Annotated in this window: 25 protein-coding genes and 1 pseudogene; 8 read left to right on the top strand and 18 right to left on the bottom strand. The window is 70.9% G+C overall.

The features are described 5' to 3' along the window. The first annotated feature begins 13 nt into the window (after positions 1–13). Positions 14–1,213: a MarP family serine protease gene (locus HW837_RS00510; RefSeq protein ID WP_060883838.1), complete on the top strand. Its 1,200-nt coding sequence runs from the start codon at positions 14–16 to the stop codon at positions 1,211–1,213. A 51-nt stretch (positions 1,214–1,264) separates the two neighbouring features. On the opposite strand, the gene HW837_RS48275 is transcribed toward HW837_RS00510, so the two are convergent. The 6 genes from HW837_RS48275 to HW837_RS00485 form a co-directional block, all read right to left on the bottom strand. Continuing rightward, complete coding sequence (locus HW837_RS48275; protein WP_078853953.1) at positions 1,265–1,444, bottom strand: hypothetical protein; 180 nt, start codon at positions 1,442–1,444, stop codon at positions 1,265–1,267. 127 nt (positions 1,445–1,571) lie between these two features. Further along, positions 1,572–2,534 carry an alpha/beta fold hydrolase gene (locus HW837_RS00505; protein ID WP_093791108.1) on the bottom strand — a complete coding sequence of 321 codons (963 nt, stop codon included), beginning with the start codon at positions 2,532–2,534 and terminating at the stop codon, positions 1,572–1,574. Then, positions 2,531–3,010, bottom strand: a complete 480-nt coding sequence (locus tag HW837_RS00500; protein WP_060883836.1) for a phage holin family protein — start codon at positions 3,008–3,010, stop codon at positions 2,531–2,533. The genes HW837_RS00505 and HW837_RS00500 overlap by 4 nt, the downstream gene beginning before the upstream one ends. Positions 3,011–3,061: 51 nt before the next feature. Continuing rightward, the gene (nhaA, locus tag HW837_RS00495) at positions 3,062–4,465 is read right to left on the bottom strand and encodes a Na+/H+ antiporter NhaA (RefSeq protein WP_193379527.1); all 1,404 of its coding nucleotides are present in this window, start codon (positions 4,463–4,465) and stop codon (positions 3,062–3,064) included. 134 nt (positions 4,466–4,599) lie between these two features. Beyond that, positions 4,600–6,558, bottom strand: coding sequence for an acetate--CoA ligase (acs, locus tag HW837_RS00490; protein WP_193379528.1), 1,959 nt, complete (start codon positions 6,556–6,558; stop codon positions 4,600–4,602). A 170-nt stretch (positions 6,559–6,728) separates the two neighbouring features. After that, on the bottom strand, positions 6,729–9,113 hold the full coding sequence (locus HW837_RS00485) for a SulP family inorganic anion transporter (RefSeq protein ID WP_045563044.1): 2,385 nt from the start codon (positions 9,111–9,113) through the stop codon (positions 6,729–6,731). Between the two features lie 260 nt (positions 9,114–9,373). Here HW837_RS00485 and HW837_RS00480 point away from each other — a divergent pair, with 260 nt between their 5' ends. Then, on the top strand, positions 9,374–10,687 hold the full coding sequence (locus tag HW837_RS00480; RefSeq protein ID WP_045563045.1) for a polysaccharide deacetylase family protein: 1,314 nt from the start codon (positions 9,374–9,376) through the stop codon (positions 10,685–10,687). A gap of 6 nt (positions 10,688–10,693) precedes the next feature. Here HW837_RS00480 and HW837_RS00475 read toward each other — a convergent pair whose 3' ends face one another. Next, positions 10,694–11,674, bottom strand: coding sequence for an ATP-binding protein (locus HW837_RS00475; protein ID WP_193379529.1), 981 nt, complete (start codon positions 11,672–11,674; stop codon positions 10,694–10,696). Between the two features lie 99 nt (positions 11,675–11,773). Here HW837_RS00475 and HW837_RS00470 point away from each other — a divergent pair, with 99 nt between their 5' ends. Beyond that, positions 11,774–12,607: a Fic family protein gene (locus HW837_RS00470; protein ID WP_193379530.1), complete on the top strand. Its 834-nt coding sequence runs from the start codon at positions 11,774–11,776 to the stop codon at positions 12,605–12,607. A gap of 371 nt (positions 12,608–12,978) precedes the next feature. Here the strand turns inward: HW837_RS00470 and HW837_RS00465 are convergent, their stop codons facing one another. Further along, positions 12,979–13,803, bottom strand: coding sequence for an HAD family hydrolase (locus HW837_RS00465; protein ID WP_045563048.1), 825 nt, complete (start codon positions 13,801–13,803; stop codon positions 12,979–12,981). A gap of 577 nt (positions 13,804–14,380) precedes the next feature. Between HW837_RS00465 and ssd the strand changes: the two genes are divergently transcribed. Together ssd and HW837_RS00455 are read left to right on the top strand one after the other, a co-directional pair. Then, positions 14,381–15,475, top strand: coding sequence for a septum site-determining protein Ssd (gene ssd / locus HW837_RS00460; protein WP_093791106.1), 1,095 nt, complete (start codon positions 14,381–14,383; stop codon positions 15,473–15,475). Between the two features lie 73 nt (positions 15,476–15,548). Beyond that, positions 15,549–16,139: pseudogene (locus HW837_RS00455) on the top strand (ATPase, T2SS/T4P/T4SS family); the annotation flags it as partial. Positions 16,140–16,520: 381 nt separating this feature from the next. On the opposite strand, the gene HW837_RS00450 reads toward HW837_RS00455, so the two are convergent. Next, positions 16,521–16,712: a hypothetical protein gene (locus HW837_RS00450; protein ID WP_196791494.1), complete on the bottom strand. Its 192-nt coding sequence runs from the start codon at positions 16,710–16,712 to the stop codon at positions 16,521–16,523. A gap of 2 nt (positions 16,713–16,714) precedes the next feature. Further along, complete coding sequence (locus tag HW837_RS00445) at positions 16,715–16,930, bottom strand: hypothetical protein (RefSeq protein WP_336512570.1); 216 nt, start codon at positions 16,928–16,930, stop codon at positions 16,715–16,717. A gap of 230 nt (positions 16,931–17,160) precedes the next feature. On the opposite strand from HW837_RS00445, the gene HW837_RS00440 reads away from it, so the two are divergent. Genes HW837_RS00440 through HW837_RS00430 form a run of 3 tightly spaced genes read left to right on the top strand, consistent with a single transcriptional unit; the run spans position 17,161 to position 18,796 of the window. After that, entirely contained in the window at positions 17,161–17,421 is a 261-nt protein-coding gene (locus HW837_RS00440) for a hypothetical protein (RefSeq protein ID WP_193383352.1), read from the top strand. Then, positions 17,393–17,920 (top strand): DUF6879 family protein, encoded by a 528-nt coding sequence (locus HW837_RS00435; RefSeq protein ID WP_193383351.1) that lies wholly within the window; start codon positions 17,393–17,395, stop codon positions 17,918–17,920. The genes HW837_RS00440 and HW837_RS00435 overlap by 29 nt, the downstream gene beginning before the upstream one ends. Positions 17,921–17,944: 24 nt before the next feature. Next, positions 17,945–18,796: a helix-turn-helix domain-containing protein gene (locus tag HW837_RS00430; RefSeq protein ID WP_193383350.1), complete on the top strand. Its 852-nt coding sequence runs from the start codon at positions 17,945–17,947 to the stop codon at positions 18,794–18,796. Between the two features lie 66 nt (positions 18,797–18,862). Here HW837_RS00430 and HW837_RS00425 read toward each other — a convergent pair whose 3' ends face one another. From HW837_RS00425 to HW837_RS00390, 8 genes are all read right to left on the bottom strand, one after another. Continuing rightward, on the bottom strand, positions 18,863–19,480 hold the full coding sequence (locus HW837_RS00425; RefSeq protein ID WP_193383349.1) for a collagen-like protein: 618 nt from the start codon (positions 19,478–19,480) through the stop codon (positions 18,863–18,865). Position 19,481: 1 nt separating this feature from the next. After that, a complete protein-coding gene (locus HW837_RS00420; protein ID WP_193383348.1) occupies positions 19,482–19,787 on the bottom strand; it encodes a hypothetical protein in 306 nt (101 codons plus the stop codon). Between the two features lie 16 nt (positions 19,788–19,803). Beyond that, entirely contained in the window at positions 19,804–20,031 is a 228-nt protein-coding gene (locus tag HW837_RS00415; protein WP_184905308.1) for a holin, read from the bottom strand. 2 nt (positions 20,032–20,033) lie between these two features. Beyond that, a complete protein-coding gene (locus HW837_RS00410; protein ID WP_193383347.1) occupies positions 20,034–20,855 on the bottom strand; it encodes a peptidoglycan recognition protein family protein in 822 nt (273 codons plus the stop codon). Between the two features lie 2 nt (positions 20,856–20,857). After that, positions 20,858–21,364 (bottom strand): hypothetical protein, encoded by a 507-nt coding sequence (locus HW837_RS00405; RefSeq protein ID WP_193383346.1) that lies wholly within the window; start codon positions 21,362–21,364, stop codon positions 20,858–20,860. 64 nt (positions 21,365–21,428) lie between these two features. After that, positions 21,429–21,626, bottom strand: a complete 198-nt coding sequence (locus tag HW837_RS00400) for a hypothetical protein (RefSeq protein WP_193383345.1) — start codon at positions 21,624–21,626, stop codon at positions 21,429–21,431. A 10-nt stretch (positions 21,627–21,636) separates the two neighbouring features. After that, positions 21,637–22,173 (bottom strand): hypothetical protein, encoded by a 537-nt coding sequence (locus HW837_RS00395; RefSeq protein WP_193383344.1) that lies wholly within the window; start codon positions 22,171–22,173, stop codon positions 21,637–21,639. Next, positions 22,170–22,607, bottom strand: coding sequence for a hypothetical protein (locus HW837_RS00390; RefSeq protein ID WP_193383343.1), 438 nt, complete (start codon positions 22,605–22,607; stop codon positions 22,170–22,172). Before HW837_RS00390 ends, HW837_RS00395 begins: the two co-directional genes overlap by 4 nt. Positions 22,608–22,613: the final 6 nt, after the last annotated feature.

Below are 22,613 nucleotides of genomic sequence, written 5' to 3'. Positions count from 1 at the left end.
GAGGCTTGAAGCGGTGAACGTGCTGGACATCCTGTTGCTGGTCGCCGCTGTCTGGTTCGCGATCGTGGGCTACCGACAGGGCTTCGTCGTCGGCATCCTCTCGGTGATCGGCTTCCTCGGCGGCGGACTCGTCGCGGTCTACGCCCTGCCCGTCATCTGGGACTGGATGACCGACAACTCCGAGGTCAGCACCGCAGCCGCGGTCGTCGCCGTGGTCATCGTGATCGTCTGCGCCTCCGTCGGCCAGGCCCTGACCACCCACCTCGGCAACAAACTGCGCCGCTACATCACCTGGTCCCCGGCCCGCGCCCTCGACGCCACCGGCGGCGCCCTCGTCAACGTCGTCGCGATGCTTCTGGTCGCCTGGCTGATCGGTTCCGCGCTCGCGGGGACGACCCTGCCGACGCTCGGCAAGGAGGTCCGCAACTCCAAGGTGCTCCAGGGCGTGGCCGGTGCCCTGCCCCACCAGGCGGACACCTGGTTCGCGGACTTCTCCTCGGTCCTCACACAGAACGGCTTCCCGCAGGTCTTCAGCCCGTTCTCGAACGAGCCGATCACCGAGGTCCAGCCCCCCGACCCGGCGCTCGCCAGCAGCCCGGTCGCCCAGCGCGCCAAGCGATCCATCGTCAAGGTCATGGGCACCGCCCAGAGTTGCGGCAAGGTCCTCGAAGGCACCGGCTTCGTCTTCGGCGAGCGCCGGGTGATGACCAACGCGCACGTGGTCGGCGGAGTCGACGAACCCACCGTCCAGATCGGCGGTGAAGGCCGCAAGTACGACGCCAAGGTCGTCCTCTACGACTGGGAGCGCGACATCGCCGTACTGGACGTGCCCAGCCTCAAGGCGCCCGCGCTGAAGTTCACCACCAAGGACGCCGTCAGCAGCGACGACGCGATCGTCGCGGGCTTCCCGGAGAACGGCGCGTACGACATCCGGCCCGCGCGTGTGCGGGGCCGCATCACGGCCAACGGCGCCGACATCTACAAGCGCGGCACCGTCCACCGTGACGTCTACTCGCTCTACGCGACCGTCCGTCAGGGCAACTCCGGCGGCCCGCTGCTCACACCCGAAGGCAAGGTCTACGGCGTGGTCTTCGCGAAGTCCCTCGACGACCCGCAGACGGGCTACGCCCTCACCGCGGACGAGGTCGAGGAGGACATCACCAAGGGCCGTACGGCCAACCAGCAGGTGGACAGCGACAGCTGCGCGCTCTGAGGCCCGGCGGAGCCGGTGGTGAAAGATCCTGTGCGGGTCGCCCCGCAGGGGTCAGGGGCGAGGATGGCGCAGCCGGGCCGAGACCCAGCGGGCCCGGCGGCGCAGGATGCGCGGAATGCCCAGCCGGGGATCGGTGCCCTGCAGTTGCGGGCCGCCCCTCTGGTGGGAGCTCAGGCCCGAGGCCGAGCGGCGGTTGCGTGCTGCGTCACTGTAGTCGTGCGTCCAGCCCATACCCCGACGTGTGCCCCCGCCCCAAGGTCGATAACCGCCCCCACGCCCCCCAATTGGCCTATGCGCCGGGCAAGTGGCTGTTCGTGGAACAGGTGTTCACGTTCGGATAGCGGGCGGCCCGGCCGACTCACCGGTCGGGCTCGGGGTCCTTCAGCCAGTTGATGAGTTCGGTGGAGAACGCCACCGGATCCTCCTCGTGCGGGAAGTGTCCCAGACCGTCGAACAGCCGCCAACGGTACGGCGCTTCGACGTACTCCCCGGACCCGGCCGCGCTGCGGGTGCGCATCACCGGGTCGAGCGACCCGTGCAGATGGAGGGTGGGCACCCGGACCGGCCGCTTCATCCGGCGGTTGAACTGGATGCCGTCCGGGCGGGCCAGGGACCGCACCATCCACCGGTACGGCTCGATCGAGCAGTGCGCGGTCGACGGGATGCACATCGCCCGCTGGTACGCCTCCACGGCCTCGTCGTCGGGCAGCCGCGGGCCCGACCAGTCCCTGATCAGCCGGCCGACCAACGCGCCGTCGTCGGCGGTGAGCTGCCGCTCCGGGATCCAGGGCCGCTGGAACCCCCAGATGTAGGAGCCCGCGGAGGTCTGCTTGACGTCGGAGAGCATCGCCGAGCGCCAGCGCCGCGGGTGCGGCATGGAGGAGACGGCGAGCCGCCGGACGAGCTTGGGGCGCATCACGGCCGCCGTCCACGCCAGATAGCCGCCCAGATCGTGACCGACCAGCGCGGCGTCGGGCTCGCCGAGGGACCGTACGACGCCGGTGATGTCGAGGGCGAGGTTCGCCGGGTCGTAGCCCCGGGGCGTGCGGTCGCTGCCGCCGACCCCGCGCAGGTCCATGGCCACGGCCCGGAAGCCGGCGTCGGCGAGGGCGACCAGCTGGTGCCGCCAGGTCCACCAGAACTGCGGGAAGCCGTGCAGCAGCAGCACCAGCGGTCCGTCGCCCACCTCGGCGATGTGGAAGCGCGCACCGTTGGCGGCCACGTCCCGGTGGATCAGCTCCTTGGCGCCGGGCACGTCGAGCCGTACGGGAGACGCGGGCTGATTCGAGGGGGCGGCCGGGGCGGTCGCGGGGTCGGTCATGACGTCGAGCGTGCCACAGCCTCGACCGCGCTGTCGGCCGGGGCGGGCCGACGGGGGTGCGGCTTGGCGTTCTGCAGCACGCCCGCCGTCTCCTTCATGGACGCGGCGACCTTCTGCGGGCCCTGCCCCTTCTTGGCCTTCTTGGAGAAGGCGACGCCGACGACCGTCAGGACGACGGCGACCAGCACGTTCGCCGCGAACGACAGCAGGAAGCAGATCGCCAGGTTCCAGTCGCTCCAGGTGCGGATGCCGTACGCCAGGGCGAAACTCAGCATCGGCAGGGAGAAGATCAGCACCGCGCCGGCGGCCGTGAACGCGCCACCGCCGACCATGCCGCGCTTGACGTCCTGCCTGAGCTGGGCCTTGGCCAGCGCGATCTCGTCGTGCACCAGCGCGGACATCTCGGCCGTCGCCGAGGCGAACAACTGGCCGACGCTGCGTTCGGCTCCGACCGGGCTGCCGTCGGGTGCGCTCATCGGGGTCTCCCTCATATGCGTTTGTACGGTCCTGTCTACGGTCCTGTCAGATCATGCCGGACCGTCGTCGCCGACGCCTGCCCCGCCCGCCACTTCGGCAAGCCTGCGGTGTTCGGCGGCCTTGCGTTCATAGATCTCCGCCATCCGCAGGTGGTACGCCGGGTCGTCCTGTTCGTAGACGTCGGGGATGCCGTCGAGGTCGTCGTCGCGCTCCTCGGCGGCCCAGAGCGCCTGGTACTTGGCGTTCCTCAGCTTCAGCAGAACGCTTGCCAGGACCGCCGCGACGAGCGAACCGGTGAGGACGGCGGCCTTGACGCCGTCGGTGAGCACCTGGTCGCCCTCGAAGGCCAGTTCACCGATGAGCAGCGACACGGTGAAGCCGATTCCGGCGAGGGAGGAGACGGCGAACACGTCCGGCCAGGACAGGTCCTCGGAGAGCGAGGCCCGGGTGAAGCGAGCGGTCAGCCAGGTCCCGCCGAAGATCCCGACCGCCTTGCCGATCACCAGGCCGAGCACCACCCCGAGCGTCTCCGGCTCGGTGAACACCTTCGCCAGCGCGCTGCCCGACACCGCGACCCCGGCGCTGAACAGGGCGAACAGCGGCACCGCCAGACCGGCCGACAGGGGGCGCACGAGATGCTCGATGTGCTCACCGGGGGAGTGCTCCTCGCCCTCGCGCCGGGTGCAGCGCAGCATCAGCCCCATCGCGACCCCGGCGATGGTGGCGTGCACGCCGCTGTTGTACATCAGCGCCCAGACGACGAGCGCGAGCGGAACGTACACGTACCAGCCGCGCACGCCCTTCCTCAGCAGCAGCCAGAACACGGCGAGGCTGGCGAACGCGCCGCCGAGCGCGGCGAAGTTCAGGTCGTCGGTGAAGAACACCGCGATGATCAGGATCGCGCACAGGTCGTCGACGACGGCGAGGGTGAGCAGAAAGGCCCGCAGCGCGTTCGGCAGGGAGGTGCCGATGACGGCGAGCACGGCCAGCGCGAAGGCGATGTCGGTGGCCGTGGGCACCGCCCAGCCGGCCAGGGAGCCGCCGCCGGTGACGGTGGTGAGCGTGTAGACGAGCGCCGGTACGGCCATGCCGCACAGCGCGGCGACCACGGGCAGCGCGGCCGTCCTCGGGTCCTTGAGATCACCGGCGACCAGCTCGCGCTTGAGCTCGATGCCGGCGACGAAGAAGAAGACCGCGAGGAGCCCGTCGGCCGCCCAGTGCGCCACCGAGAGGTTCAGGCCGAGTGCCTCAGGGCCGAAGTGGAAGTCGCTGACGCTCTCGTAGCTGTCGTGCAGCGCGGGGACGTTGACCCAGACCAGCGCGGTGACGGCGGCCAGCAGCAGCAGACAGCCGCCGACGGTCTCCGTGCGCAGCGCGTCCGCCACGAAGGTCCGCTCGGGCAGGGAGAGCCGGCCGAGGACCTTGCGGGTGGGGGTGGTGCGGGACGCGGCCACGGTGGGGACCTCCGGTCGGTGGGCAGCACGGAACACTCGCCGACCAGACTTCCCGGCACACCTGTTCTTTAGCTTAGCTAAGGGGCACCAGGCGTGCCTGTCGCCGGGTGCCCCTCGTCGTCGTACGAGACGCGTCAGTCCTCGCTGGGCGCCGCCGGCAGCTTGGCCTGGATGAGGTCCATGACCGTGGAGTCGGTCAGCGTCGTGACGTCACCGAGCTGACGGTTCTCCGCCACGTCACGCAGCAGGCGACGCATGATCTTGCCGGAGCGGGTCTTCGGCAGCTCCTGCACCGGCAGGATCCGCTTCGGCTTGGCGATCGGGCCGAGGGTGGCGCCGACGTGGTTGCGGAGGGTCGCGACGAGGTTCTCGTCCTCGGCGTTCGCCGTGCCGCGCAGGATCACGAACGCCACGATCGCCTGACCGGTGGTCTCGTCGGCGGCGCCGACGACGGCCGCCTCGGCCACGGACGGGTGCGAGACGAGCGCCGACTCCACCTCGGTCGTCGAGATGTTGTGACCGGACACGAGCATCACGTCGTCGACGCGGCCGAGGAGCCAGATGTCCCCGTCGTCGTCCTTCTTCGCCCCGTCACCGGCGAAGTACTTGCCCTCGAACCGCGACCAGTACGTGTCGAGGAACCGCTGGTCGTCGCCCCAGATGGTGCGCAGCATCGACGGCCACGGCTCGGTGAGGACGAGATAGCCACCGCCGCCGTTCGGCACCTCGTTCGCCTCGTCGTCGACGACCGTCGCCGAGATGCCCGGCAGCGGCGTCTGCGCGGAGCCCGGCTTGGTCGACGTCACGCCCGGCAGCGGCGAGATCATCATCGCGCCGGTCTCGGTCTGCCACCAGGTGTCCACGATCGGCGTCGCGTCGGCACCGATGTGCTTGCGATACCAGATCCACGCCTCGGGGTTGATGGGCTCACCGACCGAGCCCAGCACGCGCAGGCTGCTGAGGTCGAACTTCGCGGGGATGTCGTCGCCCCACTTCATGAACGTGCGGATGGCCGTGGGCGCCGTGTAGAGGATCGTCACCCCGTACTTCTGCACGATCTCCCAGAACCGCCCCTGGTGCGGGGTGTCCGGGGTGCCCTCGTACATCACCTGCGTCGCGCCGTTGGTCAGTGGTCCGTAGACGATGTACGAGTGGCCGGTGACCCAGCCGACGTCGGCCGTGCACCAGTACACGTCGGTCTCCGGCTTGAGGTCGAAGACGGCGTGGTGGGTGTACGACGTCTGCGTCAGGTAGCCGCCGGAGGTGTGGAGGATGCCCTTGGGCTTACCCGTCGTGCCGGACGTGTACAGGATGAACAGCGGGTGCTCGGCCCCGAACGGCTGCGGGGTGTGCTCGCTGCTCTGCCGGTCGACGATCTCGTGCCACCACACGTCACGGGAGTCGTTCCACGCGACGTCCTGACCGGTGCGGCGGACGACGAGGACGTGCTCGACATTGCCGGCGCGGTCGGCCGCGTCGTCCACGGCGGGCTTGAGCGCGGACGGCTTGCCGCGCCGGTAGCCGCCGTCGGAGGTGATGACCACACGTGCGTCGGCGTCCTGGATACGGGTCGCGAGCGCGTCCGCCGAGAAGCCGCCGAACACCACGGAGTGCGCTGCGCCGATCCGGGCGCAGGCGAGCATCGCCACGGCCGTCTCCGGGATCATCGGCATGTAGACCGCGACCCGGTCGCCTGCCCGGACGCCCAGCTCCAGCAGGGCGTTGGCGGCCTTGCTCACCTCGTTCTTGAGCTCGGCGTAGGTGACGGAGCGGCTGTCTCCGGGCTCACCCTCGAAGTGGATGGCGACCCGGTCGCCGTTGCCGGCCTCGACATGGCGGTCGACGCAGTTGTACGCGACGTTGAGTTCGCCGTCCTCGAACCACTTGGCGAACGGCGGGTTCGACCAGTTCAGTGTCTCGGTCGGCTCCTTGGCCCAGGTCAGCCGCCGGGCCTGAGCCGCCCAGAAACCGAGCCTGTCAGCCCTGGCCTGCTCGTACGCCTCACCCGTGACGTTGGCGTTCTCGGCCAGGTCAGCGGGCGGCGCGAAGCGTCGCTCCTCCTTCAAGAGGTTGGCCAGGCTTTCGTTGCTCACGACATCTCCCTCGCGGTGCTTTGCCGGGGCGACCGTTGTGTCCCAAGCCACAGCTCATCAGACCCGGACCCTCGATGACAAGGGGCTTCGTCAGATTGGTTTAGACCTGTGGGCGGGTGGCCTCGGGGCCAGGACGCCACCCGTTCCCACGGATCCGGACGGAAATCGGTTCACGCGCGCGTGTCGGACAGGACCGTTCCGGCGGGGTCGGCCGGGTCGGGCGGGTCGATCGCGCCGGAGACCCGATCGAAGACCGCGCTCTCGGACGCTGCCTCCGTGAGCAGATAGGCCTGTGCCTCGCCCACATGGAAGTACATGCCGTGCAGTTCGAGCGCGCCCTCGCGCAGGGCGCGGGCGACGGAGTCATGGGCTCTCAGGTGTTCCAGCTGCTGGATGATGTTGGTCAGGCACAGCTGTTCGATGGCGTCGGCGGGTTCGCGGCCCGCGAGACGGGCCCAGGGGCGGTTCTTGTCGGTCGCGCGCTCCAGGCTGGGCCGGCCGTGCCGCAGCCAGCGCTTGAGAGGCGTCTGGGCGCCGTGCGGATCGGTCTTGAGCAGGGCCTGCATCGCGCCGCACCCGGAGTGCCCGCAGACCGTGATGGAGCGCACCTTCAGCACGTCCACCGCGTACTCGATCGCGGCGGCCACCGAGTCGTCGCCGCTCTCCTCGCCGGGCAGCGGCACGAGGTTGCCGACATTGCGGACGACGAAGAGGTCGCCGGGGCCGCTGGAAGTGATCATCGAGGTGACGAGCCGGGAGTCGGCGCAGGTCAGGAAGAGCTGCGAGGGCTGCTGCCCCTCGCGTGCCAGCCGGGCCAGCTCCCTGCGGACCAACGGGGCCGTGTTCCGCTGGAACGCGCTGATGCCGCGCGCCAGTTGATGGCCGCTCGGGCCGTCGGCGGTCTCCTCCTGAGGCACGCCCGCGGCCGGGGTGGCGGGGGCCTCGCACTGGTGGTTGCGCCAGGGCGTCCAGGGCCGGCAGCGGCAGCCCGCCGCCGAGACGCTCGCGGGCTCGGCGATCCGGGTGCCCGCACGGCCGGTGATCTCCACGGTGCCGCCCCGCGCGTGGTGCGCGTGCTGCCAGTCCTGCAGCGACTCGTACGCCGCGTGGTCCATGAACGACCCGTCCAGCTCCACCACGGTGGCGGCCCCCGCGGGGACCTGGTGCAGGGCGCGGCTGAGGCGGGGCACCGCCAGGAACGTCAACTGGCCGCGCACATGGACGTGATGGACTCCGTCCCGCTCGTCGTGGGTGATACGGGTGCGGGTGAGGCGGTGCAGGGCGACGCCGACGGCCACGGCGATGCCGAGCGCGACGCCCTCCAGGACACCGAAGACGATGACGCCGAGGGTGGTGACGGCGTAGACCGCGACCTCGCGGTGACGGGTGACCGTACGGATGTGGTGCAGGGACACCATCTGGACCCCGACGGCCATCACCAGGGCGGCGAGCGCGGCGAGCGGGATCAGCTCCAGCACGGGCACCAGGAGCAGGGCGGCCGCCACCACCCAGACGCCGTGCAGCATCGTGGAGTTCCGGCTGGTGGCGCCGGCCCGGACGTTGGCCGTGCTGCGGACGGCGACGCCGGCGATCGGCAGCCCGCCGAGGAGGCCGGAGACGACGTTGGCCGCGCCCTGGCCGCGCAGCTCGCGGTCGAGGTCGGAGCGCCGCACGTCGGTCCGGCCCGCCGCCAGCTTGTCCATGGCGACGGCTCCGAGCAGCGACTGCACGCTGCACACGAGCGTGGTGGTGAGGACGGCCGCGACCAGGCCGAGCACCGGTCCGTCGGGCACACCGGCCAGGGCGTGGCTCCGCCAGGACGGCAGGTCGACCTTGGGCAGGCTCAACGCGGCGAGCGCGGCGGCCGCCGTGGCACCGGCGACGGCGACCAGGGCCGCCGGGATCGTGCGCAGCTGCCGGCCGACGGGGCCGGGGAGCCGGGGCCAGGCGAGCAGCAGGACGAGGGTGAGGACGCTCACGCAGAGCGCGGCGGGGTGCACGTGCGCCAACTGGGCGGGCAGGGACCCGAGATTGGCGCTGACGGAGCTCTGCGGGGTGCCGCCGAGCACGATGTGGAGCTGGGCGACGGCGATGGTGACGCCGATGCCGGCGAGCATGCCGTGCACGATCGCGGGGCTGACGGCGAGTGCCGAGCGGGCCACGCGCAGGTGGGCCAGGCCCAGTTGCGCCAGTCCCGCGAAGACGGTGATGGCGCAGGTGGTGCGCCAGCCGTACTGGTGGATGAGGTCGGCGGTGACGACGGTGAGGCCGGCCGCGGGGCCGCTGACCTGGAGGGGGGATCCGCCGAGGCGTCCGGCCACCAGTCCGCCGACGGCGGCGGCCACGAGGCCGGCCTGGAGCGGCGCGTCGGTGGCGAGGGCGATGCCCAGGGACAAGGGGAGGGCGATCAGGAAGACCGCGATGGAGGCGGACAGGTCGGTGGCCGAGACGGGGAACCGGCGACGCGGTCCCTTCGGCGGGCTGTGCGGTCGGTGATCACGCTCCGTCCGGTTCGAGTCCGGGTCGGTGGTGGGGGTGGGGACGCAGGCGGACATGTTCTCCCGTCTCCTCCGGGGCTGCGCGGACGCGTCGGTCGCGGCCGTGGGGCACGACGTTCAGTGGCGGGATTTCTCAACGCTCAGTAAACGAATCGTAATGCAGGGTAAAGGACACGCAAGAACATTAGCCGCAAATAGGTCATTAGATCACTCGCGGGGGTGAATGAAGCCTTTCATCGGCTTGTCGTATTAATCATGATCGGAACTCTGTGTGACCTTGTCGGCTCTGCCCCTGAGCGAAGGAAGGTGGGCGGGACATGGCCGTCACCCAGAGGATCGCCGCCGCAGTCACCCTCGCCGCGACCTGCGCCGCGGCGCTCGCCGGATGCGGGATCGGTGAGCCGACGACGACAACCGGCTCACCCGGTGCGAAGAAGAGCACGGAGCGGGAGGGCCGGCAGGGAGGGCCCGAGGAGGAGGGTGCCCCGGCGCCGCCCAAGACCGCGGTCCGGCTGATCGGCGACGGATCCACCGCCTACACCGGTGTGCAGCCGCACCTGCCCAGGCCGCAGCGGTTGAAGCCCGGACAGCGGCCCCCGCAGTTCGTGGTCTTCTCCTGGGACGGCGCGGGGGAGGACGGCCAGCGGCTCTTCTCGCACTTCCGCGAGGTCGCCCGGGCCAACGACGCGACCATGACGTACTTCCTGAGCGGCGTGTACATGCTGCCGGAGGAGAAGCGGGACCTGTACCGGCCGCCCCAGCACTCGCCGGGCCGCTCCGACATCGGCTTCAACGACGTCCGCGGAATCAAGGACACCGTGGACCAGCTGCGCGGCGCGTGGCTGGAGGGCAACGAGATCGGCACCCACTTCAACGGCCACTTCTGCGGCCCCGGCGGCGGGGTCGGCGAGTGGTCGGTCGAGGAGTGGAAGAGCGAGATCGCCCAGGCCAAGGCGTTCGTGAAGGCGTGGAGGACCAACACCGGCACCAAGGAGGCCGAACCGCTGCCCTTCGACTACGACAAGGAGCTGATCGGCGCCCGCACACCCTGCCTGGAGGGACGGGCGAACTTCACGCGGGCCGCCAGGGAACTGGGCTTCCGCTACGACACCAGCGGTGTCAGGAACCAGGTCTGGCCCGCGAAGGAGGACGGTCTGTGGGACCTGTCGCTGCAGCTGGTCCCCGTCCCGGGGCGCGACTTCGAGACCCTGACCATGGACTACAACTTCTACGTGAACCAGTCCGGCGCCCGCGCGGGGGCGCCCGGCCGACGGGAGGAGTGGGGCGACCAGTTCCGTGACGGGCTCCTCGCGGGCTTCGAGCGCGCCTACGAGGGCAACCGCGCGCCCCTGATCATCGGCAACCACTTCGAGTCCTGGAACGGCGGCGTCTACATGCGCGCCGTCGAGGAGACCATCGAGACGGTCTGCGGCAAGGCCGAGGTGCGCTGCGTCTCCTTCCGGCAGCTCGCCGACTGGCTCGACGCCCAGGACCCGGAGGTCCTGGACAGGCTGCGCGGCCTGGGTGTCGGTCAGTCCCCGAAGAAGGGCTGGAAGGCCTTCCTGTCCACCGGGCCGGCACCGGCCCCGAAGGGGGTCCCGGGGGCACCCGCGGCCAAGCCCAAGCCGTAGCCGCGGTCACACGGCTGCGGCGACCTCTTCGCCGAGCACGAACTCGGGGTCGATCTGCGACGCCAGGTCGGCCCCGGTCCGCTCGTTGCCCCAGCTGGTGGCGTTCTTCAGGTGGAAGTGCGCCATCTGACGGGTGTAGCGCTCCCAGTCGCGCAGCTCGTACGTGGCGTCGGCCGCCTCGTGCAGGGCGCGCAGGGAGCGGCGGTTGGCCTCCTCCAGATGCTCGAAACGGGGCGGGCGGCCCTTCTCCAGGGCGCGCACCCAGTCCGAGTGCCTGAGGGTGACCAGCAGGTCGTCCCCGACCTCGGCACGCAGGAAGTCGAGGTCGTCCTGGCCGTGCACCTTGTTCCCGACGACCTTCAGGGCGACCCCGAAGTCGGCGGCGTACTCCTGGTACTGGCGGTAGACGGAGACCCCCCTCCGGGTCGGTTCGGCCACCAGGAACGTCATGTCGAAACGGGTGAACATGCCGGACGCGAAGGAGTCGGAACCGGCCGTCATGTCGACCACCACGTACTCGTCGCGGCCGTCCACCAGGTGGTTCAGGAACAGCTCCACCGCCCCCGTCTTGGAGTGGTAGCAGGCGACCCCCAGATCGGCGTCGGTGAAGGGGCCGGTGACCATAAGACGGACGGCCCCGCCGTCGAGTTCCACCGGGCGGGCACAGGCGTCGTAGATCGCGTTGGGCTCGCAGATCCGCACCAGACGGGAGCCGTCGCCCGGCGGGGTGGTCTTGATCATCGTCTCGGCGGAGGTGATCCGTGGGTTGGAGCCCCGCAGGTGGTTCTTGATCAGTGCCAGCCGCTCGCCCATCGCGGGCAGCTCGGCGGCCTCCGACTCGTCGAGGCCGAGGGCGGCGCCCAGGTGCTGGTTGATGTCCGCGTCGACGGCGACGACGGGGGCCCCGGAGGCGGCGAGGTGGCGGATGAACAGGGCGGACAGCGTGGTCTTGCCACTCCCGCCCTTCCCGACGAAAGCAATTTTCATGTTCACTAACGGTAGTGGCGTGGGCGCCGAGGGTGTCCGCGCGGCCGGGAAGACCACTCCTTCGAGGGGTCGGCCGCAGGTGAGCGTAGGGTCGTACTCATGAGTACGACAGGTGCGGCCGCCGATCCGCTCGCGGCCCTGGGAGAGCTTCCCGGTGTGGCCGAATCCGTGGAGTCCGTGCGCAAGTCCGTGGACCGGGTCTACGGCCACCGTGTCATGCGCCGTCGCAGCAACGCGGTCACCTCCGAGGCGGCGCTGCGGGGCGCGCGCGGCTCGGCGGCGCTGTCCGGCGCCGACTGGGCCCTCGAAGAGGTGCGCCGCCGCTCGGACTTCAGCGGCCAGGACGGGGACGACGAGGCCCGCGCCATGGGTGCCGCGCTGCGGCTCACCGCCGAGGCGGGCCAGCTGCTGTCGATCTGGCGGCAGACGCCCCTGCGGGTGCTGGCCCGCCTGCACCTGGTCGCGGCCGGGAGCGACGACGCGCGCGTGGGGCGTCCCCGGCAGTCCGGCGAGAGCGTCGACGAGCCCCTCGTCGAGCTGCCGCTGCCGGGTGCGGCGGAGGTCGCCGGCCGGCTCGACGGCCTCTCCGAGCTGATCATCAAGGGCAGTTCGGCCCCGGCCCTGGTGACCGCCGCCGTCGTCCACGGCGAGCTGCTCGCCCTGCGGCCCTTCGGTTTCCACAACGGCCTCGTCGCGCGCGCGGCCGAGCGGATCGTCCTGATCGGCAGCGGCCTCGACCCCAAGTCGGTCTGCCCGGCGGAGGTCGGCCACGCGGAACTGGGCCGCGCCGCCTATCTGGCCGCCCTCGACGGCTACGTCTCCGGCACCCCGGAGGGCATGGCCGCGTGGATCACCCACTGCGGCAGGGCGATCGAACTGGGCGCGCGCGAATCGACGGCCGTGTGCGAGGCGCTACAGCGCGGAGCGGCCTAGAAACCCGCGAGGCGGGCGGCGGAAATCCCCCGGAAAAGGGTTGCGGCGGTACGAGAATTCGTACCGCCGCTGGCATGTCCACCCGGTTACCAAGCGTCCTCGATATGTGCCCATCAGGCCGGGAACTTGGCCCGTGACCTGGTGCGGCTGGCCCGTAATCGACGGGTCGACGTCGCGTGGGTGCCTGGTGTTCATGCTAGGTCCGTGGGGCCAAATGAGTTGTTTAAAGGTGATCCTCTCGGATGTCCTTTGGTCTCGCGGGCCTTGAATCCTTTCTACTCCACGACCCCGGCAAGCGGAACCCCTCGCTGCGCTTCTTTACTTTTGGGTTCAAAGAGGGGTGATTCGGCGGCCGGGGCGCGGACCGCGGGTCAGGCGGTCGCCACGCGGCGCCGGCTCGCGTACCAGACGAGCCCGGCGGTGGCCGCCGCGGCGCCTATGGCGGCAGCCGCGAGGAGGGCGGGTCGCGGCCGTACGGCCAGGCGCTGCTTGAGGCGCACCGGGCGGTGGAAGTCGAGGATGGGCCACCCGCGCGCGAGGGCCTCCTTGCGCAGCGTCCGGTCCGGGTTCACCGCGTGCGGGTGGCCCACGGCCTCCAGCATCGGCAGATCCGTCGCCGAGTCGCTGTACGCGTAGCAGTGGGCGAGGTCGTACTCCTCGGACTCCGCCAGCTCCCGGATCGCCTCCGCCTTCGTCGGACCGTAGGCGTAGTACTCCACCTCGCCGGTGAAGCAGCCGTCGTCGCCGACGACCATCCGGGTCGCCACCACGCGGTCCGCGCCGAGGAGCTCGCCGATCGGCTCGACGACCTCGGCGCCCGAGGTGGAGACGATGACGACGTCCCGCCCCGCGATGTGGTGCTCCTCGATGAGGGAGGCGGCCTCGTCGTAGATGATCGGGTCGATCAGGTCGTGCAGGGTCTCGGCGACGATGTCCTTCACCTGCTGGACGTTCCAGCCCCGGCACAGCGCGGACAGATACTTCCGCATGCGTTCCATCTGGTCGTGGTCGGCGCCGCCCGCGAGGAACACGAACTGGGTGTACGCCGTTCGCAGGGCGGCCCTTCGGTTGATCAGGCCGCCTTGGTAGAACGACTTGCTGAACGTGAGCGTGCTCGACTTCGCAATGACCGTCTTGTCCAGGTCAAAGAAGGCCGCTGTGCGGGGCAAGGAGTGGTTTTCCACGGGGCCGAGCATATGCGCCCGCCATTCGGGCTAGTGTGGGGCGTGTGGGTTTGCCTGAGAGGCCTCTCGGGTACACCATGGAAGTCACGGATCGTTCGCGACCGTGCTAACGCGGTCCGGCTCCTCCCCCCCCCGAGTCGGCCGTGAAGACGACCCCCACTCTCCCCCCCGGTGGGGGTCGTCGCATGTCCGGACGCGTTTTCTCTCTTCTCCCCGGCCCGCGAGGCGCTCTCGTGCCCTCGTGGGCTTTCCTCTGCCCGGGCACAGGATACGTCACCGTCCGTAGTCGCGAGGCTGCGCTGTGGAAGCCGTACGGGAGTCGCCTGTTCGGGTGACGGCGATATTCACAAGGGCCGAGTTGTCCACAGTTATCGACCAAGATCCACACGATTTCGAAGACCGCTGCACCGTGATTCCGGCGCGTCCCGACGGCGGCCGGTTCACGACCGGTTCCGATTCGCGGATGCGTAGGGCCGGATTCCGTCGACCGCCTCCGCGGCGGCCGATCTCCGGTGCTTCACACAGGAGTTGAACACGGCGTCCGGACCATCGGGCGACCGCGTTCACGCAGCGAAAGGGGCTGGGGATCGTGGCGGGAGCCATCACCGACGACCTGCCGTCCGCCGCCGAGGGGCGGCAGGGCAGGCCGTTGATCGTCACCGAGGACATGGAACTGCTGGACGACCTGCTGCGCCTGTGCGCGGCCGCGGGCGCCCGGCCGGAGGTCCACCACGGAGTGCCGGAAGGCCGGGGCCGGTGGGAGACGGCGCCGCTCGTGCTCGTCGGGAACGACGCGGCGCGGCGGCTGCGGGGCGCCGCGCGCAGACGAGGAGTGGTGCTCGTCGGCAAGGACCAGGACGACTCCGGGGTCTGGCAGCGGGCCGTGGAGATCGGCGCCGACCACGTCCTGATGCTGCCGGACGGCGAGCAGTGGCTCGTCGACCGCATCGCCGACGTGGCGGAGGGCGTCGGCAGGCCGGCGATCACCGTCGGCGTCGTCGGCGGCCGGGGCGGTGCCGGCGCGTCCACGCTGGCCTGCGCCCTGGCCGTCACCTCCGCGCGACAGGGCACGCGCACCCTCCTCGTGGACGCCGACCCGCTCGGCGGGGGCCTGGACGTGCTCCTCGGCGGCGAGAGCGCAGACGGGCTGCGCTGGCCGGCCTTCGCCGCCTCGCGCGGCCGGGTCGGCGGTGGCGCGCTGGAGGAGTCGCTGCCCGAGGTGCACGCCCTGCGGGTCCTCAGCTGGGACCGGGGCGACGCCGTGGCCATTCCGCCCCAGGCTGTCCGCGCGGTGCTGGCGGCCGGGCGGCGGCGCGGCGGGGCGGTCGTCGTCGACCTGCCGCGCCGCATCGACGAAGGCGTCGCCGAGGCCCTCGCCCAACTGGACATGGGGCTCTTGGTGGTCCCGGCCGAACTGCGCGCCGTCGCGGCCGCGTCACGTGTCGCCTCCGCCTTCGGCATGGTCCTGCGCGACCTCCGCGTCGCGGTCCGCGGCCCGTACGCCCCCGGCCTCGACGACCACGAGGTGGCCCGCCTCCTCGGGCTGCCGCTCGCCGGTGAGGTACCGACCGAGGCCGGGCTCTCCGACGGCGGCAAACCACCCGGAGGCATCCCACGCGGACCGCTCGCGCGCTTCTGCGCCGGGTTCTGGGAGCGCACGGCGGCCCGAGGGGAGGCGGCGTGAACCGGGTGCCGGGCAGCGGCGGGCCACGGGAAGCGGGACCCCGGAAGCGGCGTGCGATCGGGGGCGGGGCCGGATGAACGGGATGCCCGACGACGGACTGCTGGACGGCGTACGGCAGTGGCTCGTCGAGAGCGGTGCCGAGCCGACGCCCGCGCGCGTGGCGCAGGCCCTGCGGGAGCGGGGGCGCGTGCTCGGGGACGCCGAAGTGCTCGGGGCGGCCGAGCGGTTGCGGTCGGAGCTGGTGGGGAGCGGGCCGTTGGAGCCGCTGCTCGCCGATCCCTCGGTCACCGATGTGCTGGTCTCGGCGCCGGACCGGGTGTGGGTGGACCGGGGCGGCGGACTGGAGCTGACCGAGGTCTCCTTCCCGGACGCGGCGGCCGTACGGCGGCTCGCGCAGCGCCTGGCGGCCGTCGCCGGACGCCGGCTGGACGACGCCCGGCCGTGGGTGGACGCCCGGCTCCCGGACGGCACCCGGCTCCACGCGGTGCTCCCGCCGGTGGCGGTCGGCTCCACCTGTCTGTCCCTGCGGGTCGTCCGGCCCCGCGCCTTCACCCTCGCCGAACTGGTGACGGCGGGCACGGTGCCGCCGGGCGGCGACCGCGTCCTGCGGGCACTGATCCGCGCCCGGCTGTCGTACGTCATCAGCGGCGGCACGGGGACGGGGAACCCCAATAGCCCTCTAGAACGCCTCTAAAGGGATCTTGCTCCAGGGCCTCGCTTACGCGATCACGTAACCTGTCTGACCTGCGGTTTTGTGGCCCGATCCGACGCCGTGCGCGATCGCCTTCGAATCCAAGGTTGGGCATGGAGCGGCCCCGGCCGGGACACGCGTACCGGCCGGGGCCTGGTCCCGCCCGCCCCCAGGAACTCACGGGGTGCAGGGACGGGCGGGAGTCTCAACGCTTCCGCCGGTGGCAGGAACACCCGCATCGGATCGTCATGATGGGCGCCTCCCACTTAGGGGCGCCCTCCCGGCGGATGTCTCCGGGGCCGTCGCAGTGCCGGTGCATTCCGTGCTCGCACTCGGGGGTCTTCCCCGCGGTGGTCACAGCGGCTGGTCGGCGAGCGGCGTCAGATCGTAGGCGTGGCGGCACGAGGCGCACGCGAACAGTCCGCGGGGAGCGGGACCGGAGCCCTCGTCCGTGAGACGCACCAGGCGGGCGCTGTGGCTGTAGTCCTCGTGCCAGGAGCAGTAGGCGAACGAGCTGCTGGTCTCGGCGTCCTGGGGTGCCGTCACGGTCACCGCCTCCGCTTCGGGCGCGGCGCGTGGTGGGCCCGGATCTCCACGTTCAGATCCGACACCTTCGACAGGTCGTCCCGGGCGCGTGCTTCGGCCCGCTGCTTCACCAGCGCGGCGCACACCCCACAGTCCGTGGGCGGGACCGGCTCTTCGAGCGGGAGGGCGAGGGTGATCGGCGGGTCCATCGTCGTCGGCTGGGTGGTAGAAGTGGTCACGTCGGCGCTCCTCAGCAGCGTTGGCCGCGCCCCGGGAGGCTGACACCTCGCCGGGGTCTTCTCGTACCTCCCGACGCTAGGAAGGTGAACCACGCCACATCCATCGATGTACACGAATGTTCACGACGATCCGTTTCTCCTGCCCCTGGCGGGTTCGCCCTCTTGACCGCTGAGCTCGCAGGACTGACGGTGCTGTACATCCATGCACACCACCAGCTTTGGAGGCGGCGATGACACTACGGTTCATCGGAATCGACCCGAGCACAGGCCAAGGCGAAAGCCCCACCGTGTGGGTCGACGAAGAGAAGAACGAACTCGTCTTCCAGGGCTGGAAGCCAGGAGCCGAGCTGAAAGCGGAGTGTGCCGCGTTCGAGGTACCCGGCCACGCCGTCGGTATCCCGGAGAACGAAGCCGTGATCCGTATCCCCGCCAGGATGGTGTCGATGATCAGGGAGGCGTGCGATGCCGTCGAGCGTGCCGACGTTCGATGAACTCCTGGACGGCGCGCAGCGCTCCGCCGTCCACCTGGAAATGCGTGACTCCTACGGGGTCGCCAGCGAAGCCGACGACTTCGCGCGATGGCAGCGCACAGGAGAACGGGACATCGACCCCGGATCGGCCTACTGGCTGCCCTGGGTTGACCTGATCCGCCGCACCGTGGCCCGCGGCGTGGTCGTTCGCCGCGCCCGCATCGTGTCCGAGCCGGTCACCGAGTACATCCGCTACGAACATGCCGCCACCGTCGTCAACATCGGGGCCGGAGAACTTGTCCGCTGGCTGCCGCGCCGACAGGCCTCGGACATCGCCCTGCCAGGCAACGACTTCTGGCTCATCGACGGCCGGCTGATCCGATGGAACCACTTCACCGGCGACGGAGCTTCAGGCGGCGGCGAGATCAGCGAGGACCCGGCCGCCGCGAAGCTGTGCGCTGACGCTTTCAAGGCGGTGTGGGCGCGGGCGGTCCCGCACGACGAGTACAAGATCAGCTAGCGCGGAAGGTGCACAGGCCAGCTCATGCCCATCTCCCCCTCCTCCTCGGCCCAGGCCGCCCGCGAGCGGGTCGCGCAGCGCCTGCGAGACGTGCGCGCCGATGCCGGGATCACCGGGACTGAGCTGGCCGTGCGCTGCGGCTGGACGCATCCGAAGACCTCCCGCATCGAGAACGCCCGCACACCGCCTACCCCCGACGACATTCGCCGCTGGTGCCAGGCGTGCGGCGCCGACGACCAGGCCGCGGACATCATTGCCCAGTCGCGGAACGCCGAAGCCCAGTACGTCGAATGGCGCCGCAGAGTCCGCTCCGGCCTGAAGCGTCTCCAGGACAGCTACGTGGAGCTCTACCAGTCCACCCAGTTGTTCCGGGTCTACTCGCCCACCCTCGTCCCCGGCCTACTCCAGACCGAGGGCTACGCGCGCGCCGTGCTGCGCAACGCCTCCCAACTGCTCGATCTGCCCGACGACTCGGACGAGGCTGCGGCGGCCCGCCTTGAGCGATCCAAGGTGATCCACCAGCCGGGCCACCGGTTCGTCATGGTGATCGAGGAGAGCGTCCTCCGCTACCAGCTGGGGAACGAGGACGCGATGGCCGCACAACTCGGCTACCTCCTCACCGCAGGGGCGCTGCCCTCGGTGTCCCTGGGAATCGTCCCCAGCGCGACGGCAGACCGGCCCCTGTGGCCACAGGAGCTGTTCCACGTGTACGACGACACGCTCGTCTCGGTGGAGCTGCTCTCCGCTCGGGTGCGGGTCACCCAGCCGTCCGAGATCGCCCTGTACCTGAAGGCGTTCGAGCAGCTGCGTGGGATGGCCGTGTACGGGGCTGACGCGCGGGCCCTGATTCTCAAGGCCATCGAAGCGCTGCACTGACCCCGAGCATGAGGAAACGCCCCCTGCACGGCCCGTCGTGGACCGTGCAGGGGGCGCTGTCGTGGGCTATGGGTACTGGCGGCGGGTGGGGTCGAGGGCGGCGAGCGGGTTGTTGCCGTTGCCGGGTTCGTCGGGCTGCGGGGCGCCGTCGCGGCGGCAGACGAGCGCATCGGGGTCGTCGGTCGGCGCCTGGAGGCTGTATCCATCCGGGCAGGTCTGCCCGTCCTCCCCGTCTCTTCCGTCCTCCCCCGGCTCACCGGCGGGTCCGGCCGGTCCGGGCTCGCCTCTCGGGCCAGACGGTCCTGCCGGGCCGGTCACAGACACGCCGTCCTGTCCCGGTTCCCCCGGCTGTCCGGCGGCCCCAGGGGTGCCGTCCTCGCCGTCTTCCCCGGGCTTGCCCGTGGCGCTCACCCCCGAGGGGCCTTGCGGTCCAGGCGGACCAGACGGACCAGGCGGCCCGGTCACGGACACGCCCGGCTCGCCCCGGGACCCCGGCGGCCCCGCCACCGGCTTCTCCCCGAGCTGCTGCACCTGCGTGGCCAGGGCGTCCCGCGCCTCGTTCGCCGTGCGCAGATCGTGCGTCAACTGCGAGGTCTGCCACCAGATGTACGCCACCAGCAGCGCCAGCAACCCGCCCAGCAGCAGGGCAACCGGATCGCGGCGGGGCAGTCTGTGCGCGCTCACGTCACGCCCCCCTGTTGGCGTTGTACAGCTGGATGGCGAGCAGCAGCACGGGCACGACGAGGCTGAAGAAGATCAGGCGGCGGTCGTTCTGCCGTTGCTTGTCCTTCTCCTCGGCCTGTTGCTCCAGCTTCGCGACGCGGGCGACGAGGGCGGTGTGCCGCTCGTCCTGCGCCTGCTGGCCGAGGCGGAAGATCTCCGCGTCGACCTTCTGGTTGACGAGCCCGACGACTCCGTGAATGTCCTCCTTCAAGTCCTGGCGGACGTCGTCCAGGCGGCGGACTACTTCACCGGTCGTCGGGTCGGCCACGTGCGGCTCCGATCAGTCAGGCGTCCGATCGCGGGGTGTGCGGCGCGGCCCATCCGCCGATCGCGGCGGCGGCCGCGGGCAGCATCGCGAGGACGAACGGTTCCAGCGCGTCGGGCATCGAGCTGATGAGCGAGGGGTCGTCGGTGACGGCGCCGACGATCGCGAGGCCGGCGACGCCCGCGAGGTAGGTGAGCGCGGTCGCGAGCTTGACCTTCTTCTCGATGGGGGCGGAGGGGGATGCCATGGTCAGGACTCCTTGCTGGTGACGTTGACGTCGACGCTCACGACGGCGTCGGCGATGGCCTGCTGGACGGCGGCGACGACGGCCGCCGTGTCGACGTCCTCGCCGAGCTGCCCGGCCAGGGAGGTGATGGCGGCGGACTGTGCGGCGAGCGTGGCGTTCGCCTTGTCGAGCCGCTTGAGGATCTCCGTCTGGACGCTCGACAGCGTCCACGTCGGATTGCTCGCCGGAGCTCCGGGGACGGTGATGATGCCGTCCTTCTTCAGTACGGCGGTGGCGATCTCGTCGGCAGTGGGCATGTCGTCCTCCTCGGACTTGGGTCGGGGTGCCCCGGCTTTCGCCCAGGCGTAGACCGCATCGCCAGGGCACGATGTGGCGTAGCCGTCGCGGTGCCCTCCGAGCCACGTCCCCGCGGGTCCCTGGCTGCGGCAGTAGTCGATGGCGTCGCGGGCGCCGTGCAGCTGCTCGTCGGTGGGCTTGACCAGGTCCGACGAGCCGACGAGCAGGCAGACGGCGTAGTCCTGCTCGTTGAGCGCCGTGTTGCCGTTCGCGCTGTTGCGTCGCTTCAGGCCGCGGCCCTCGTAGACGTAGCCGTGCGTGCAGATCAGGAAGCTGTAGCCGATGTCGGACCAGCCGTTGCCGTCCATGTGCTGGTCCTGGAGCAGGCGCACGTAGGCCGCGCACCGGTCGTGTGCCCGGTTGGCGTAGGCGGTGCCGAGGTAGTGCAGCTTCACGCCCCGGCGAGCACCGCTGTACGGCGTCGCCCCGTTCGGAGTGCGGTAGGCCCGCGCTCCCCACTCCGAGCGCGAGACGAGCTTGATGGCCATGGTCAGGGCTCCTCTACGGGCTGGATGGCGAGCTTGAATTCGGCGAGGGTGACGGCCTTCGCGGTGCTCGCGTTGTGCCGGACCATCAGCCCGAGCGGGACCTGCGGGTCGATGAACAGGCCCCAGGTCTTGGCGCGGAACTGCCCGCCAGGACTGGCGACGTGGTCCTCTGTGCACGTGCTGTCGTAGCCGCTCGTCACGCCGAGCGGGTCGCGGACGATGCGGGAGCGGACCTCGCCGTAGTCGCCGGCCTCCCAGTACACGAGCCCGTGAACGGTGCCCCAGCCGCGGACGCCGTCCGGCCAGCACGGCCACACCAGACCCGAGCGGGGCTGCGTCGACCAACTCGTGGCCGGGACCTTGTAGGCGTCGGGCTGCAGCGGGTTGTGCATGCCCCAGGGGTCGTAGGACTCGGTGTCGTAGGGGAACCGCAGCAGGTGGTACTGCCCGTCGGCGGGGATCGGCTGGTCGACCTCGACCTTCAGTGAGACGACGCGAACACCGGCCACACGAACCTCCAGAGATGACGAAGGCCCCGGCCAGGCGGCGCGGGGCGGCGGTCGGGAACGCGGGTCAGAGCGGGGACTGGGCGATGTGGTGAAGGGTGGCCGAGACGCTGGTGACGCCGTCCACGGCCTGGAGGCGCTCGGTCACGGCGGCGATGATGTCGGCCTCGGTGACGGCGAGGTCTCCGCTGGTGAACTGGACGATGGCGGATGCACGGGCCCCATCCCCGTTCCTGGCCTGGACCTCGATGTACGGGTAGTCCACGGTGTCCTCTCTACGCTGCTGCTTCGTAGCGGCCTTGGTGCCACATCACGTCGTCGGCTGCGAGGGCGGCGAACGGAGCGACCGAGTCCCAGAACGCGGCGCCCGCCGTGTTGGGCGTGGCGAGCTGGCGCAAGCTGCCGTTGGCGTGGTTGGCCGTGCTGCACTGTGCGGTGCCGTTCTGGTTGATGGAGGCGGACTCGTCCCGCCACACCACGTGCTGGCCCCGGTGTCCGGACCAGGTGGCGGCCGGCGCGGCGGGCAGGCTGAAGTAGTAGTTGGCCGCGCCGGCGCCGTTGCCGTAGGTGGTGGTGCTGCCCATGGTGAGGCGCTGCAGGTAGTCGACCGTGCGGCCGATCTTCATGTACCTCGCGACGATCGTGCCGTTGCCGATCGCGGGCTGGGTCCCGGACTCCGCGCCCCACACGAACGTCCCGCTGTAGTCGGTCCAGGCGCCGAAGAAGGTGTTGAACTGGTCGCGGATCTCCTGGTTGAGCAGGGCCGCTGTCACGACCTCGCCGACCACCCAGGTGCGTGGTGCGAACGTCACGGCGCCTCCTCGTCAAGCGGGTCTACAGCGTCGGAGGGCGGGTGCCCCCAGCTGACGGGGTCGTCCGGGTGCCACCAGTTCCGCAGGTGCGGCAGCTCGTCCGCGACCGACTCCTCGACAGCGGCGACGTCCTCGGGGAAGACGAGGGCGATCCAGCCGTAGCCGCACTCGGTGCACGCCATCCGGGGATCCGCCGGGGTGACGACCTGCGCGGAGCCGCACGGGCAGTCGGCCACCCACCGGTTGTGGTTGATCCGGGCGAACGCCTTCTGCCCGATCACGAATCCGTCGGGCGGGCGCACCCGGCGCTGCACGCGGTCCTCGTACCAGCGGATCACCCGCTCCGCCGGGGCGACGAGAGCCCAGGCGTCGGGGCGCTGCGGGTGCGAGGGCAAGTAGAACGTCTCGGCCCGGACGACGGCGATCGACGGCACGTGACC

This window comes from Streptomyces caniscabiei, from assembly GCF_014930365.1.
GTDB classification, from domain to species: domain Bacteria; phylum Actinomycetota; class Actinomycetes; order Streptomycetales; family Streptomycetaceae; genus Streptomyces; species Streptomyces caniscabiei.
The sequence above is the reverse complement of the archived record's forward strand: the minus strand, read 5'-3'. Positions and strand labels throughout refer to the sequence as shown.

What these genes read in the sequence shown, in the direction of transcription:
- HW837_RS48275 (WP_078853953.1), bottom strand. Translation starts at nt 1,444, where the DNA reads ATGGGCTGGACGCACGACTACAGTGACGCAGCACGCAACCGCCGCTCG.
- HW837_RS00505 (WP_093791108.1), bottom strand. Translation starts at nt 2,534, where the DNA reads ATGACCGACCCCGCGACCGCCCCGGCCGCCCCCTCGAATCAGCCCGCG.
- HW837_RS00500 (WP_060883836.1), bottom strand. Translation starts at nt 3,010, where the DNA reads ATGAGCGCACCCGACGGCAGCCCGGTCGGAGCCGAACGCAGCGTCGGC.
- HW837_RS00485 (WP_045563044.1), bottom strand. Translation starts at nt 9,113, where the DNA reads ATGTCCGCCTGCGTCCCCACCCCCACCACCGACCCGGACTCGAACCGG.
- HW837_RS00480 (WP_045563045.1), top strand. Translation starts at nt 9,374, where the DNA reads ATGGCCGTCACCCAGAGGATCGCCGCCGCAGTCACCCTCGCCGCGACC.
- HW837_RS00475 (WP_193379529.1), bottom strand. Translation starts at nt 11,674, where the DNA reads ATGAAAATTGCTTTCGTCGGGAAGGGCGGGAGTGGCAAGACCACGCTG.
- HW837_RS00470 (WP_193379530.1), top strand. Translation starts at nt 11,774, where the DNA reads ATGAGTACGACAGGTGCGGCCGCCGATCCGCTCGCGGCCCTGGGAGAG.
- HW837_RS00465 (WP_045563048.1), bottom strand. Translation starts at nt 13,803, where the DNA reads ATGCTCGGCCCCGTGGAAAACCACTCCTTGCCCCGCACAGCGGCCTTC.
- HW837_RS00440 (WP_193383352.1), top strand. Translation starts at nt 17,161, where the DNA reads ATGACACTACGGTTCATCGGAATCGACCCGAGCACAGGCCAAGGCGAA.
- HW837_RS00435 (WP_193383351.1), top strand. Translation starts at nt 17,393, where the DNA reads ATGCCGTCGAGCGTGCCGACGTTCGATGAACTCCTGGACGGCGCGCAG.
- HW837_RS00430 (WP_193383350.1), top strand. Translation starts at nt 17,945, where the DNA reads ATGCCCATCTCCCCCTCCTCCTCGGCCCAGGCCGCCCGCGAGCGGGTC.
- HW837_RS00415 (WP_184905308.1), bottom strand. Translation starts at nt 20,031, where the DNA reads ATGGCATCCCCCTCCGCCCCCATCGAGAAGAAGGTCAAGCTCGCGACC.
- HW837_RS00410 (WP_193383347.1), bottom strand. Translation starts at nt 20,855, where the DNA reads ATGGCCATCAAGCTCGTCTCGCGCTCGGAGTGGGGAGCGCGGGCCTAC.